Here is a 13,608-nt window from a genome sequence, read left to right as displayed (position 1 = left end):
ACAATCGGCGTCCGATCCGTGCCGTCGGCATGGGTCCGGTTGGGGGGAGAACGCCGTGGAAGCACGGATCTCGGTGGTCAGCGGAAGCGCGGTCGCTGACCTGGAATCACTCGACGGCTGGCTGCGCGGGGAGCCCGAATTAGCCGGTCGGATACGGGTCGAGGGCGGTGAACCCGTTCCCACCGAACTCGGCACGCTGCCGGATGTGCTGACAGTGGCGCTCGGCACGGGCGGCAGTATCACGGTGCTCGCCGCGTCGCTGCGCGCCTGGATCTCCCAGCCCCGGCGGTCCGATGTGAAACTGACGATCAATCAAGAAGGCGGTCGGTCCGTCGAGATCGACGCCAAGCGGGTGAAGGGCGAGGATCTGGGGGCCCTGCTCCAGCAGGTGCTGGACGCCGACCGGCCGGCGTAGTGGCCGTCCGCCTGCCGGATCCGCGCCGCTCCCGGATCGTGCTGATCGGCGCAAGTACGTACACGGCCCCGGAACTTCCCGACCTGCCGTCCGTGCACCGCACCATCCAGGACCTGGCCGCGCTCTTCACCGACCAGCACTACGGCGTCGTGCCGGAAGAGCACTGCACGGTCCTGCTCGACGAAGGAGACCTCCGCACCATAGGCCAGCGGCTGCGCGCGACGATCCGCGAGGCCGATGATCTGCTGCTGGTGTACTACGCGGGACACGGACTCGTCAGCGGCCGGCGGCATGAGCTGTATCTCGCGCTGCCGGACAGCGACTGGGGCGACCCGGAGTTCAACTCCCTGGAGTACGAGAAGCTGCGCAGTGCGGTGCTCGACAGCCCCGCCGCCACCAAGGTCGTCATCCTGGACTGCTCCGGTCGTGTCGTCACCGACACCATGGCCGGCGGGGAAGCCGCGGAGCTCGGCCAGATCCGAAGTGGCGGGCACCTATGTCCTCACCTCGGCACAACGGGACCAGGTCGCCCTCTCCCTGCCGGGCGAGGACCAAACGGCGTTCTCCGGGCGGCTGATGCGGCTGCTGGCCGAAGGCGTCGTCGGCGGGCCCGAACTCCTCACCATCGACGACCTCTACCAGCGGCTCAAGGCGACCATGCAGCCGAGGGGCTGTCCACCCCCCTCAACCGGGGCACCCAGACCGCGAACCACATCGGACTCGGCGTGAACCGGGCCTTTGCCGCGACCATCGGACCGAAACTGCGCCAGCAGCACATCGCCGCCGTCGAGCAGGGGAAGAGCGGCGACTGGCCCGGGGCATCCGTGATCCCCCGGCGAAGCCGGCGCGACCGGCGGCGCCGGTGGGGCCAGTGGGGCGACAGCCGAGACCGGCGAAATGGTGGGCGCGGAAGGCGTTGACGGCCTCCCGCCCGGCGGCGTCGCGCGCCGCTGCCCTGCCTGTCGCGTCCATGCCTCGATTGTGTGGAGCCCGGGACCGTCCGGCAATGACTAGCGACACCGTGGAAGAAACCCCGCCACCATTCCGGCTACGCCGACCGGGCCGTACGCAGCTCCATCGGCCGCCGGTAGACCGCGTCGAGTACCACGGCGCCGGCCGCGACCGCGAGCACCTGCTGCCCGAAACTCGCGGGGACCACGGCCCGTTCGGGATCGGCGCACAGATGGGAGTGGGCGGCGACCTCCTCGTGCAGATCGGGCAGCAGCTCGGGGAAGTGCACCGCCGCCGCCTCCGCGACGACCAGCACCTCCGGGTTGATGAGGTCGAGCAGCAGGGCCGCCGCCCGGGAACGCCGAGCGGCAGATGCGCGACATCGCCCGCGCCCGACCGGCGGCCGCGCAGGACGCCGCCGCCCGTCGCGATGGCCGCGTCCACCACGTTGCCGACGAGGAGCTGCACCAGCTCCTCGCGCCCACCCTGCGCCGAACATCAGCTCCGCCAGCGCCAGCGCCCGCGCGTGCCCGTCCACATGCACCGGCAGCCGGGTCGCGGCGGCCAGCACCCGTCGTACGGGCACGTCCCGTCAGCCCAGCGGGGCGTGCTCGACGACGACGCCCTGCCCGCTGTTCACCCAGCCGCCGGTCACCACCCCGAGCCCGAGCACGGAACGCCCCGCGGCGTGCCGGTGCAGAAATCCGGGCAGATGGCCGCGGATACCGCCCAGGACGCTGTCCACCGAGCCGTCGTGCGGCAGCCGTTCATGGGCCGTCACCCGACCGCGCAGGTCCACCACGGCGAAGGTGGTGTGCGGCAGCGCGATGTGCACCCCGCAGGACGGCCCCGGTTCCGCCGCCCTCCCCTGCCCGGCCGCCCGACGGAGCGGACAGGGACGGCAGGGCGACCAGCCAGGGCGGCCGCACGGCGGAGTGCGGCGGCGGTATGTCGGAGATGGTGGTCATCGGCTCCCTCGCTCGGTCGTCTCAGGGTCGGCGGCGGGGCTCCGTACACAGGAGCCGGTGCGTGGGGGAAGCCATGCGCCGATGCTCGCTGGCGGCGTGCGACGGGTCAACGCTCCGGCGTTACGTCCGTATGGCAGTCCTGCGAACGGGGCCCGCCGGCGGACGCGGCGCAGGTTGGCGGCGGCGCTTGACCGGCCGGGTACGGGAGCCCGGGGTTAAGGCGCCGTCAAGGTAGCCCCGCTCGGCCACCCCGGTCCTATTTATCCGGTTCGCTCGTTCTAAGGTCGTATCGAGCGCACACGCGTCCGGGCGAAAGGCGCATCCGAGCAGAACAATGGGGCCATGGCACGCGGCAAACTGCGCATCTACCTCGGGGCGGCCCCGGGCGTGGGCAAGACCTACGCCATGCTCTCCGAAGCGCACCGGCGCACCGAGCGGGGCACCGACATCGTCGTGGCCTTCGTCGAGCACCACAGGCGCCCGCGCACCGAGGTGATGCTGCACGGCCTGGAGCAGATCCCGCGCCGGGAGCTGGAGTACCGCGACGCCACGTTCACCGAGATGGACGTGGACGCGGTCCTCGCGCGGCACCCGGCGGTCGCGCTCGTGGACGAACTCGCCCACACCAATGTGCCCGGCTCCCGCAACGCCAAGCGCTGGCAGGACGTCGATGAGCTGCTCCAGGCCGGCATAAACGTCGTCTCGACGGTCAACATCCAGCACCTGGAGTCGCTGGGGGACGTGGTCGAGTCCATCACCGGCGTCCGGCAGCGCGAGACCGTGCCCGACGAAGTGGTGCGCCGCGCCGACCAGATAGAGCTGGTCGACATGTCGCCACAGGCGCTGCGGCGCCGGATGGCGCACGGCAACATCTACGCCCCGGACAAGGTCGACGCGGCGCTGTCCAACTACTTCCGGCCCGGCAACCTCACCGCGCTGCGCGAGCTGGCCCTGCTCTGGGTCGCCGACCGGGTCGACGAATACCTTCAGGAGTACCGCGCCGACCACCGGATCTCCGCCGCCTGGCAGGCCCGCGAGCGCATCGTCGTCGGCCTCACCGGCGGTCCCGAGGGCCGCACCCTGATCCGCCGGGCCGCCCGGATGGCCGCCAAGGGCTCGGGCAGCGAGATCCTCGCCGTCCACATCGTCCGCAGCGACGGGCTCGCCTCCGGCTCCACCGAGGAGCTGGCCGCCCAGCGGACCCTCGTGGAGGATCTCGGCGGATCGTTCCACCACGTCGTCGGGGACGACATCCCCGATGCCATGCTGGACTTCGCCCGCGGGGTCAACGCCACCCAGATCGTGCTCGGCACCAGCCGCCGCAAGGCCTGGCAGTACGTGCTGGGCCCCGGCGTCGGTTCCACCGTCGCCCGCGAATCCGGCGACATCGACGTCCACATCGTCACCCATGAACACGCCGCCAAGGGCCGCGGCCTGCCCTCCGCCCGCGGCGCCAGCCTCGGCCGCTCCCGGGTCGTGGCCGGCTGGTTCACCGGACTCGCGGGCCCGGTCCTGATATGCCTGCTGCTGACCAACTGGCACCCGGGCATGAGCCAGGCCACGGAGATGCTGCTCTTCCTGACCCTCACCGTCGCGGCGGCTCTGGTCGGCGGACTGCTTCCCGCGCTGGCCTCGGCGTTGGCCGGCTCGCTGTTGCTCAACTACTACTTCACACCGCCCACCCACTCCTTCACCATCGCCGAGCCCGAGAACATCATCGCGATCGTGATCTTCATCGTGGTGGGGGTCGCGGTGGCCTCCGTGGTGGACCTCGCCGCCCGCCGCACCCAGCAGGCCGCCCGGCTGCGCTCGGAGGCCGAGATCCTGTCCTACCTGGCAGGCAGCGTGCTGCGCGGCGAGAGCTCCCTCGACGCGCTGCTGGAGCGGGTCCGGGAGACGTTCGGCATGGACTCGGTGGTGCTGCTGGAACGCGACAGCGAACACGGCGCGTGGACCCGTGCGGCCAGCGTCGGCGAGCGCCCGTGCCTGCGTCCTGAGGACGCCGACGTCGAGGTGCCGGTCAGCGACCGGCTCTCGCTGGCGCTCACCGGGCGGGTACTGCCCGCCTCCGACCGCCGGGTGCTGTCCGCGTTCGCCGCGCAGGCCGCCGTCGTGATCGACCGGCAGCGGCTCGAGGGCGAGGCCGAGCAGGCTCGGGAGCTGGCTGAGGGCAACCGCATCCGCACCGCGCTGCTCGCCGCCGTCTCCCACGACCTGCGCACCCCGCTGGCCGCCATCAAGGCGTCGGTGAGCTCGCTGCGCGCCGACGACGTCGCCTGGTCCGACGAGGACGAGGCCGAGCTGCTGGCCGGCATCGAGGACGGCGCCGACCGGCTCGACCACCTGGTGGGCAATCTCCTCGACATGTCCCGCCTGCAGACCGGCACCGTCACCCCGCTGATCCGGGAGATCGACCTCGACGAGGTGGTGCCGATGGCCCTCGGCGGCGTCCCCGAGGACAGCGTCGTCCTCGACATCCCGGAGAGCCTGCCGATGGTCGCCGTCGACCCGGGACTGCTGGAGCGCGCCGTCGCCAACGTCGTCGAGAACGCCGTGAAGTACAGCGCCGCGGGTTCCAAGGTGGTCGTGGCCGCCAGCGCGCTCGGCGACCGCGTGGAACTGCGGGTCGTCGACCGCGGCCCCGGGGTGCCGGAAACCGCAAGGGACCGGATATTCGAGCCCTTCCAGCGCTACGGCGACGCCCCGCGCGGCAACGGCGTGGGCCTCGGGCTGGCCGTCGCCCGCGGCTTCGCCGAGTCCATGGGCGGCACGCTGGTCGCCGAGGACACCCCCGGCGGCGGCCTGACCATGGTCCTCACCCTCCAGGCCGTCCATGGCGGCCGGCCTGCCCGGCCGGACCTGCCGGCCGAGGCCACGTCGTGAGGGCGAACGTGAATCCGAGCGCGGATGTGAGCGCCGATCCGAGCGCGAATCCGCGCGTGAACAGCGTGAACCACAACGGGGCCGCGACCGTGACCGTGACCGACGTGACCGAGAAGAGGAACTCCATGTACCGGGTGCTCGTGGTGGACGACGAGCCGCAGATCGTGCGCGCTCTCGTGATCAATCTGCGGGCCCGCAAGTACGAGGTCGACGCCGCCCACGACGGTGCCACCGCGCTGCAGCTGGCCGCCGCCCGTCACCCCGACGTGATCGTCCTCGACCTCGGCCTGCCCGACATGGACGGCGTCGAGGTCATCCGGGGGCTGCGCGGCTGGACCCGGGTCCCGATCATCGTCCTGTCGGCCCGCCAGACCTCGGACGAAAAGGTCGAGGCGCTCGACGCCGGCGCGGACGACTACGTCACCAAGCCGTTCGGCATGGACGAGCTGCTGGCCCGGCTGCGTGCCGCCGTCCGCCGGGCGGCGCCCAGCGGGCCCGACGACGACGCCGCGACCGTCGAGACCGAGACCTTCACCGTCGACCTGGCGGCGAAGAAGGTGCACCGGGGCGGCGCCGACGTCCGGCTGACCCCGACCGAGTGGCATCTGCTGGAGGTCCTCGTCCGCAACACCGGGCGGCTGGTCAGCCAGAAGCAGCTCCTGCAGGAGGTGTGGGGGCCTTCGTACGGCACCGAGACGAACTACCTGCGGGTCTACATGGCGCAGCTGCGCCGCAAGCTGGAGGCGGATCCCGCGCATCCGCGGCATTTCATCACCGAGCCGGGCATGGGCTACCGCTTCGAACACTGATCCGGATCCCATCGCGCTGCCATGATCCGGATGTGTCGCCCGATCGGACACCCGGCTCAAAGGCCGTCTTGTCGGCGCGGCCCGGTAGGCTTCTTGCATGAGTGGTGCCACCCGTTCGGACCGACCCACCGGTCGCTTCCGCCGCATGATCGAGCGCCTGTCGTCCTCCCAGGAGGAGCTGCACTCCGAGGAGCTGCAGCAGGACGCCCTGTCGGTCGGCTGCACGCGGATCTGCGACTGCGGAGATCGGCAGATAGTCACGGTGACCGGTAGTCTGCGCACGGTCACGCTGCGGCCGCGGGCCGGAGTGCCCGCGCTGGAGGCCGAGCTGTTCGACGGTTCCGCCGCGCTCGACGTGGTGTGGCTGGGCCGCCGCAGTATCAACGGCATAGAGCCCGGCCGGAAGATCATCGCTTCGGGACGGATCTCGATGAACCACGGCCGTCCCGTCCTGTTCAATCCCAAGTACGAACTGCGTCCGGTCGGACAGGAGTAGTCGGTGGCGTCGATCGACAAGCAGACAGAGGCCCCTCCGCGGATCGGGGAGGAGGCCGAGGGCGATTCCAAGGCCATCACCGAGGCCGCGCTCTTCGAGGCGTTCGGCGGCGTCCGCGGCATGGTGGAGACCACCGTGCCCGGCCTGGTCTTCGTCCTGATCTACACGATCAACAGAGACATCCATATCGCGGCCATCGCCGCCCTCAGCCTGTCCGTGCTGCTCGGTGTCGCCCGGCTGGTCCGCAAGGACACCCTCAAGCACGCCTTCAGCGGTGTGTTCGGTGTGGCCTTCGGCGCGGTCTTCGCGATGATGTCCGGCGACGCCAAGAACTTCTACCTGCCGGGGATGCTCTACACCCTCGGCCTGGCCGTCGCGTACATCGCCACCGCCATCGCGGGCGTCCCGCTGCTGGGTCTGATCCTGGGCCCGGTCTTCAAGGAGAACCTCTCCTGGCGCAAGCGCAACCCCGGTCGGCTGCGCGCCTACACCAAGGCCAGCTGGGCCTGGGGGCTGATCCTGCTCGCCAAGTCGGCGATCCTCTTCCCGCTGTACTGGTGGGGGGACGCCACGCAGCTCGGCTGGGTGAAGGTGGCGCTGGGCATCCCACCCATGCTGCTGTCCGTCTACCTGACCTGGATCTTCCTGTCGAAGGCTCCGCCGCCGATCAATGTGATCGCCGAGATGGAGGCCGAGGACGCGGCGAAGAAGGCCGCCACCTCCTCGTCATGACGTTCTGACGTTCTGGCGTTTTCAGCAACGACACGACGGGCGCCCCGGACCTATTCGGCCCGGGGCGCCCGTCGTGTCTGTCGTTCTGACCGGCCCTGTCAGGCCTCCCGCTGGACCGACAGCAGGTCCTCCAGCTCCTCCTCACGGTGCGGTGCCGCGACGAACAGCAGCTCGTCACCGGCCTCCAGTGCGTCGTCCTTGGACGGCGTGAGCACCCGGTTGCCCCGGATGATCGTCACCAGCGAGGTGTCCTGCGGCCACTCCACGTCGCCGACACGGGTGCCGACCAGGGCGGCCTCCGGCGGCAGGGTGAGCTCCACCAGGTTCGCGTCGCCCTGGCTGAAGCGCATCAGCCGCACGAGGTCGCCGACGCTCACGGCCTCCTCGACCAGCGCGGACATCAGCCGCGGTGTCGAGACGGCCACATCGACGCCCCAGGACTCGTTGAAGAGCCACTCGTTCTTGGGGTTGTTGACCCGGGCGACGACCCGGGGCACCCCGTACTCGGTCTTGGCGAGCAGCGAGACGACAAGGTTGACCTTGTCGTCACCGGTCGCGGCGATGACCACATTGCAGCGCTGCAGCGCCGCCTCGTCCAGCGAGGTGATCTCGCAGGCGTCGGCGAGCAGCCACTCGGCCTGCGGTACCCGTTCCACCGAGATGGAGGTGGGGTTCTTGTCGACGAGCAGGACCTCGTGCCCGTTCTCCAGCAGCTCGGCCGCGATGGAGCGGCCGACGGCTCCGGCTCCGGCGATGGCGACTCTCATCAGTGCGCCTCCTCGGGACCCTTGGCGAACGTGGCCTCGACCTCGGTGACACCGTCGGTGCGCATCATCACGTGCACCAGGTCGCCTTCCTGCAGCACCGTCTGGGAGGTCGGCAGCATCGCCTCGCCCAGCCGGGTGAGGAATGCCACACGTACTCCGGTCTCGTCCTGCAATTTGCTGATCTTGTGACCGACCCAGGACGGCGAGGTGTGCACCTCGGCGAGCTGCACACCGCCGCTCGGGTCCCGCCACAGCGGCTCGGCGCCGGAAGGCAGCAACCGGCGCAGCATCTGGTCCGCGGTCCACCGCACGGTGGCCACGGTGGGGATGCCGAGCCGCTGGTAGACCTCGGCGCGGCGGGGGTCGTAGATCCGGGCGGCCACGTTCTCGATACCGAACATCTCCCGGGCCACCCGGGCCGCGATGATGTTGGAGTTGTCGCCGCTGCTGACCGCCGCGAAGGCGCCTGCCTCCTCGATTCCGGCCTCGCGCAGCGTGTCCTGGTCGAACCCGACTCCGGTCACCCGGCGCCCGCCGAACCCCGACCCGAGACGGCGGAAAGCCGTCGGGTCCTGGTCCACCACAGCGACCGTATGACCTTGCTGTTCGAAGGATTGCGCAAGAGTGGAACCCACCCTTCCGCAGCCCATAATCACGACGTGCACGCCCGTCCTTCCGGCTGTCAACATTTTTGGCCGATACTCGATAAGCGTCTCAGACCGCGGCCAAAGCTACACACGCTTGAACCCCAGCGGGAGGTTGCGGGCGGCCCGGGAGGGACTTTGCCTTCTCTTAGGAGAGGTGGCGGTCGCATCCACGTATGGCCTAGCGCTTACCATCCTCTCCGTGCCCAAACTGACTGACCTGCCGAAACGGATCTTGATCGGCCGCGCGCTGCGCAGCGACAAGTTGGGAGAAACTCTTCTCCCCAAGAGGCTCGCCCTCCCGGTGTTCGCCTCCGACCCGCTGTCTTCCGTCGCGTACGCGCCCGGCGAGGTGCTGCTGGTCCTTTCCATCGCGGGTGTGTCCGCCTACCACTTCAGCCCCTGGATCGCGGTCGCGGTCGTCGTGCTGATGTTCACGGTGGTCGCCTCTTACCGGCAGAACGTCCACGCCTACCCGTCCGGCGGTGGTGACTACGAGGTCGCCACCACCAACCTCGGGCCCAAGGCCGGGCTCACCGTCGCGAGCGCGCTGCTCGTCGACTATGTGCTGACTGTCGCCGTATCCGTCGCCTCCGGCGTCGAGAACCTCGGCTCCGCCGTGCCGTTCTTCGCCACCCACAAGGTGCTGGGCGCGGTCGGCATGATCTTCCTGCTGATGGTCATGAACCTGCGGGGTGTGCGCGAGTCCGGCTCGATCTTCGCGGTCCCGACCTACGCGTTCGTCGCCGGAGTCTTCTGCATGATCGCCTGGGGCTGCTTCAAGATCGCCACCGGCGACACGATGGAAGCACCCACCGCGCACTTCACGATCCACGCCGAGACCACCGGCATCGGCGGCTTCGCCCTCGTCTTCCTGCTGCTGCGCGCCTTCTCCTCCGGCTGCGCCGCGCTCACCGGCGTCGAGGCGATCAGCAACGGCGTCCCCGCCTTCCGCAAGCCGAAGTCGAAGAACGCCGCCACCACGCTTGCCGCCATGGGCGTGCTCGCCGTCACCATGTTCTGCGGCATCATCGCGCTGGCCATGTACACCAAGGTCCGGATGGCCGAGAACCCGGCAACCGACCTGCTCTCCAACGGAAAGCCGCTCGGCGCGGGCTACACCCAGGACCCGGTCATCGCGCAGGTCGCGGAGGCCGTCTTCGGGCACAACTCGATCCCGTTCATCTTCCTGGCCGCCGTCACCGCGCTCGTCCTGTTCCTGGCGGCCAACACCGCGTACAACGGCTTCCCGGTGCTCGGCTCGATCCTCGCCCAGGATCGCTATCTGCCGCGCCAGCTGCACACCCGCGGCGACCGGCTCGCGTTCTCCAACGGCATCGTGCTGCTGGCCGGCTTCGCCGCCGTCCTGGTCTACCTCTACGGCGCCGACTCGACCCGGCTGATCCAGCTCTACATCGTCGGCGTCTTCGTCTCGTTCACCCTCAGCCAGACCGGCATGGTCCGGCACTGGAACCGGCACCTGCTCAGCGAGACCGAGCCCGCCAAGCGCCGTCACATGTTCCGCTCCCGGGCGATCAACGCCTTCGGTGCCTTCTTCACCGGCACCGTGCTCATCGTCGTCCTGCTGACCAAGTTCACCCACGGCGCCTGGGTCGCCGTCGTCGGCATGGTGCTCTTCTACGCGCTGATGACCGCGATCCGGCGCCACTACGACCGGGTGTCGGACGAGATCGCCGCGGCCGACGAGCCGACCGACGAGGAGGTGCGCCCGTCCCGGGTGCACTCGATCATCCTGGTCTCCAAGGTCCACAAGCCGACGCTGCGCGCGCTGGCCTACGCCAAGCTGATGCGCTCCGACACCCTCGAGGCGCTCAGCATCAACGTCGACCCGGCCGAGACCAAGGCCCTGCAGGCCGAATGGTCCCGGCGCGGCATCGACGTACCGCTGAAGGTGCTGGACTCGCCGTACCGCGAGATCACCCGGCCGATCATCGAGTACGTCAAGGGCCTGCGGCGCGCCAGCCCGCGCGACGTGGTCAGCGTCTACATCCCCGAGTACGTCGTCGGCCACTGGTACGAGCACCTGTTGCACAACCAGAGCGCCCTGCGGCTCAAGGGCCGGCTGCTCTTCACCCCCGGTGTCATGGTCACCTCGGTGCCGTGGCAGTTGGACTCCTCCGAGCGGGCCAAGGTCCGGGCGCGCAAGCGCGCCGACTGGAGCGCGCCCGGGGCGATCCGGCGTGGCCCGGTCGGCCCGCCGAAGCGCGACAAGGAGCACACCGGCCAGAAGTAGGCCTCAACGACCTGCCCCGCGGTAGGGAGCGGGCTCCCTACCGCGGGGCAGGTCGTCAGGCGGGGGGTGCGGCGGGACGTAGACTGGTGAGCTGCCGTCCTACCGCCCCACCGCCCCACCATCTCGCAGGAGCCTGTTCATCATGCAGAACCGTACGAAGGAACAGGCCGACGAGCTGGTCGGAGAACGCTACGAGGTCGAGGTCGGTCCGGTAGCCCACGGCGGTCACTGCATCGCCCGTCACGAAGGACGGGTTCTCTTCGTCCGGCACGCGCTGCCCGGCGAGCGCGTCGTCGTCAAGGTCACCGAGGGCGGACCGGACTCCAAGTTCCTGCGTGCCGACGCCGTGGAGATCCTCCAGGCATCCGCTGACCGAGTGCCGGCGCCCTGCCCGTACTCCGGCCCCGGCGCCTGCGGTGGCTGCGACTGGCAGCATGTCGCCCCCGGCGCCCAGCGCGGGCTGAAGGCCGCCGTCATCACCGAGCAGCTCAGCCGCCTCGCCGGCCTCACCCCGCAGGACGCGGGCTGGGACGGCACCGTGGAACCCGCGCCCGGCGACAAGGGCGTCGAGGGCGAAGTGCCCGCCTGGCGCACCCGCGTGCAGTTCGCCGTCGACGCCGAGGGCTACGCGGGACTGCGCCGCCACCGCTCGCACGAGATCGAGCGGATCGACCAGTGCCTCATCGCCGCGCCCGGCGTCACCGAGCTGGGCATCGAGACCCGCGAGTGGCCGGACACCGCGTCAGTGGAGGCCATCGCGGCGACCGGCTCCAACGACCGCCAGGTCATCGTCACCCCCACGCCGGACGGCCGGCTGCCGATCGTCGAACTGGACCGGCCGGTCTCGGTCGCCCGTGTCGACGAGCAGGGCGGCGTCCACAAGGTGCACGGCCGCGGCTTCGTCCGCGAGCGGGCCGTCGGCCGCACCTGGCGGGTCGGCTCCGGCGGATTCTGGCAGGTCCACCCGCAGGCTCCCGACCTGCTGGCCGAGGCGGTACTGGCGGGTCTCCAGCCGCGTGACGGCGACACCGCCCTCGACCTCTACTGCGGCGTCGGCCTGTTCGCCGGCGCACTGGCCGAGAAGGTCGGCGAGACCGGCGCGGTGCTCGGCATCGAGTCCGGCAAGCGTGCCGTGGAGGACGCCCGGCACAACCTGGCGGACCTGGAACGCGTGCGGATCGAGCACGGCAAGGTCGAGACCGTCCTGCCGCGCACCAAGATCACCGAGGCCGACCTCATCGTCCTCGATCCGCCGCGGGTCGGTGCCGGCAAGTCCACCGTCAAGCACCTGGCCTCGCTCGGCCCGCGCCGCATCGCCTACGTGGCCTGCGACCCGGCGGCGCTCGCGCGCGACCTGGCGTACTTCGCGGAGGCGGGCTACAAGCCGGTGTCGCTGCGCGCCTTCGACCTCTTCCCGCTCACGCACCACGTGGAGTGCGTCGCGATCCTCGAACCTGCCGTGAAGGGCTCCTGACCTGCGGTTTTGCGTGTGCGCATTATGTGCGGTGTGGGCGTTACGGGCGATATCTTGACGCTGAAATGACGCTCGTGACGCTCATTTGATGCTCGTTGATCTTGCTGGCTGACAGGATGTCAGATCCCTTGGTCCACAGGTCAGGACTCCGCTGAGACTCGTATCGGTGCGGGACTTGTCGAGGATTTCGGGGAACCTGTCGTCTGCGGTTGGCAGAGCTGAGGCGTCCCCATGGCCAAGTCGTCAGGCAAACGAGCCCGGCACAGTAGGGAGTGCGCGTCGTCAGGGAGGGCGTGAGCTAACCTGTGCCGCTCGAAAAGCCATCGCTGCAGGTGGGGTGATGTCCCCGCGGCTGGTGGTGGCACGATGACCGGATGCTCATCTCCCTGCTGTACCGAGCGGCCCGGAAGCTGCTGTCCGCACCAGCGGTGCTTCTGCAGCGGGACACCGCGAAGGATGCGGAACTGCTTGTGCTGCGGCACGAGAACGCGGTCCTGCGCCGACAACTCGCAGGCCCGGTGCGCTACGAACCCGCGGACCGGTTCTGGCTGGCGGCCCTGTCCTCACTGGTACCCCGCCACCGCTGGTCCTCGACGTTCCCGATCACTCCGGGAACTCTGCTCTCCTGGCACCGCCGGCTGATCGCCAAGAAGTGGGACTACTCCGACCGCCGCAGCAACACCGGACGCCCACCAACCGCGTCGGCTGACAAGAGACTTGTGCTACGCCTGGCGTGGTCCAGCGAGATCGCCCCAGTGGCGATCACAACACCGGCGGCCGGGACCGCGACGATTGCCTCCGGCCAGCCCCATGGGCGCACTATGGCGCAGGCGAGCATGACCAGGAGCAGGCGACCAACAGGACCTCCGCAAAAGATGTGTTCAGGATCCAATGCCGTTAGGTTAACCTGCTCCTTCATCGTGTATGACGGATGTTCAGGGGCGGTTGTGGGGCCTGAGTGCGTTGTGGCAAAGGGAGTCCCTGTTCGATGAGCGGGGGCTTCTTCGTGTGCGGGGCATGATCGTGGAGGGGTGGGGGCAGGCAGCGGACGGCTTGTTGTTGATCGAGGAGGGTGCGATGCCGTCGGTGCTGGGGTTGATGGAACGGCGTGAGGCGCGGGCGAGGCAGGATCTGGAGTCCTGGACGGAGGTCTTGGAGCAGGCTCAGGTGGAGGTGGATGCGGCGCGGGAGCGTGTCGATCGGGCTCGGGTGGGG

The 13,608-nt window shown here is 69.9% G+C and carries 12 protein-coding genes and 1 pseudogene; 9 read left to right on the top strand and 4 right to left on the bottom strand.

Features of this window, described 5'->3' with window-relative positions:
• Positions 1-55 precede the first annotated feature (55 nt).
• Together QMK24_RS08325 and QMK24_RS08320 are read left to right on the top strand one after the other, a co-directional pair.
• The gene (locus QMK24_RS08325) at positions 56-415 is read left to right on the top strand and encodes an effector-associated constant component EACC1 (protein ID WP_283464649.1); all 360 of its coding nucleotides are present in this window, start codon (positions 56-58) and stop codon (positions 413-415) included.
• Positions 415-1,335, top strand: coding sequence for a caspase, EACC1-associated type (locus tag QMK24_RS08320; RefSeq protein WP_283464648.1), 921 nt, complete (start codon positions 415-417; stop codon positions 1,333-1,335). Before QMK24_RS08325 ends, QMK24_RS08320 begins: the two co-directional genes overlap by 1 nt.
• Positions 1,336-1,463: 128 nt before the next feature.
• Here the strand turns inward: QMK24_RS08320 and QMK24_RS08315 are convergent, their stop codons facing one another.
• Together QMK24_RS08315 and QMK24_RS08310 are read right to left on the bottom strand one after the other, a co-directional pair.
• Positions 1,464-1,952 (bottom strand): hypothetical protein, encoded by a 489-nt coding sequence (locus QMK24_RS08315; protein WP_283464647.1) that lies wholly within the window; start codon positions 1,950-1,952, stop codon positions 1,464-1,466.
• Positions 1,953-1,958: 6 nt separating this feature from the next.
• Positions 1,959-2,201 (bottom strand): hypothetical protein, encoded by a 243-nt coding sequence (locus QMK24_RS08310; RefSeq protein WP_283464646.1) that lies wholly within the window; start codon positions 2,199-2,201, stop codon positions 1,959-1,961.
• 475 nt (positions 2,202-2,676) lie between these two features.
• Between QMK24_RS08310 and QMK24_RS08305 the strand changes: the two genes are divergently transcribed.
• The 4 genes from QMK24_RS08305 to QMK24_RS08290 all read left to right on the top strand — a co-directional run bounded on the left by QMK24_RS08305 (position 2,677) and on the right by QMK24_RS08290 (position 7,254).
• The gene (locus tag QMK24_RS08305) at positions 2,677-5,217 is read left to right on the top strand and encodes a DUF4118 domain-containing protein (protein ID WP_283464645.1); all 2,541 of its coding nucleotides are present in this window, start codon (positions 2,677-2,679) and stop codon (positions 5,215-5,217) included.
• A 125-nt stretch (positions 5,218-5,342) separates the two neighbouring features.
• Positions 5,343-6,026, top strand: a complete 684-nt coding sequence (locus QMK24_RS08300) for a response regulator (RefSeq protein WP_283464764.1) — start codon at positions 5,343-5,345, stop codon at positions 6,024-6,026.
• Between the two features lie 97 nt (positions 6,027-6,123).
• Entirely contained in the window at positions 6,124-6,522 is a 399-nt protein-coding gene (locus tag QMK24_RS08295) for an OB-fold nucleic acid binding domain-containing protein (protein WP_283464644.1), read from the top strand.
• 3 nt (positions 6,523-6,525) lie between these two features.
• Complete coding sequence (locus tag QMK24_RS08290; protein ID WP_502962542.1) at positions 6,526-7,254, top strand: DUF3159 domain-containing protein; 729 nt, start codon at positions 6,526-6,528, stop codon at positions 7,252-7,254.
• Positions 7,255-7,352: 98 nt separating this feature from the next.
• Here the strand turns inward: QMK24_RS08290 and QMK24_RS08285 are convergent, their stop codons facing one another.
• On the bottom strand, positions 7,353-8,021 hold the full coding sequence (locus QMK24_RS08285; protein ID WP_283464643.1) for a potassium channel family protein: 669 nt from the start codon (positions 8,019-8,021) through the stop codon (positions 7,353-7,355).
• Entirely contained in the window at positions 8,021-8,686 is a 666-nt protein-coding gene (locus tag QMK24_RS08280) for a potassium channel family protein (RefSeq protein ID WP_283464642.1), read from the bottom strand. Before QMK24_RS08280 ends, QMK24_RS08285 begins: the two co-directional genes overlap by 1 nt.
• Positions 8,687-8,867: 181 nt before the next feature.
• On the opposite strand from QMK24_RS08280, the gene QMK24_RS08275 reads away from it, so the two are divergent.
• From QMK24_RS08275 to QMK24_RS08260, 3 genes and pseudogenes are all read left to right on the top strand, one after another.
• Positions 8,868-10,919, top strand: coding sequence for an APC family permease (locus QMK24_RS08275; RefSeq protein ID WP_283464641.1), 2,052 nt, complete (start codon positions 8,868-8,870; stop codon positions 10,917-10,919).
• A 142-nt stretch (positions 10,920-11,061) separates the two neighbouring features.
• Entirely contained in the window at positions 11,062-12,393 is a 1,332-nt protein-coding gene (locus tag QMK24_RS08270) for a class I SAM-dependent RNA methyltransferase (RefSeq protein WP_283464639.1), read from the top strand.
• Between the two features lie 924 nt (positions 12,394-13,317).
• Positions 13,318-13,608: pseudogene (locus QMK24_RS08260) on the top strand (hypothetical protein); the annotation flags it as partial.

The sequence above is a fragment of the Streptomyces sp. PH10-H1 genome (assembly GCF_030063355.1).
In the GTDB taxonomy this organism is placed as follows: Bacteria; Actinomycetota; Actinomycetes; order Streptomycetales; family Streptomycetaceae; genus Actinacidiphila.
The sequence above is the reverse complement of the archived record's forward strand: the minus strand, read 5'-3'. Positions and strand labels throughout refer to the sequence as shown.

Bases quoted from the DNA above. Each gene is read 5' to 3' on its own strand.
- QMK24_RS08285 (WP_283464643.1), bottom strand. From the start codon at position 8,021: ATGAGAGTCGCCATCGCCGGAGCCGGAGCCGTCGGCCGCTCCATCGCG.
- QMK24_RS08270 (WP_283464639.1), top strand. From the start codon at position 11,062: ATGCAGAACCGTACGAAGGAACAGGCCGACGAGCTGGTCGGAGAACGC.
- QMK24_RS08295 (WP_283464644.1), top strand. From the start codon at position 6,124: ATGAGTGGTGCCACCCGTTCGGACCGACCCACCGGTCGCTTCCGCCGC.
- QMK24_RS08300 (WP_283464764.1), top strand. From the start codon at position 5,343: ATGTACCGGGTGCTCGTGGTGGACGACGAGCCGCAGATCGTGCGCGCT.
- QMK24_RS08305 (WP_283464645.1), top strand. From the start codon at position 2,677: ATGGCACGCGGCAAACTGCGCATCTACCTCGGGGCGGCCCCGGGCGTG.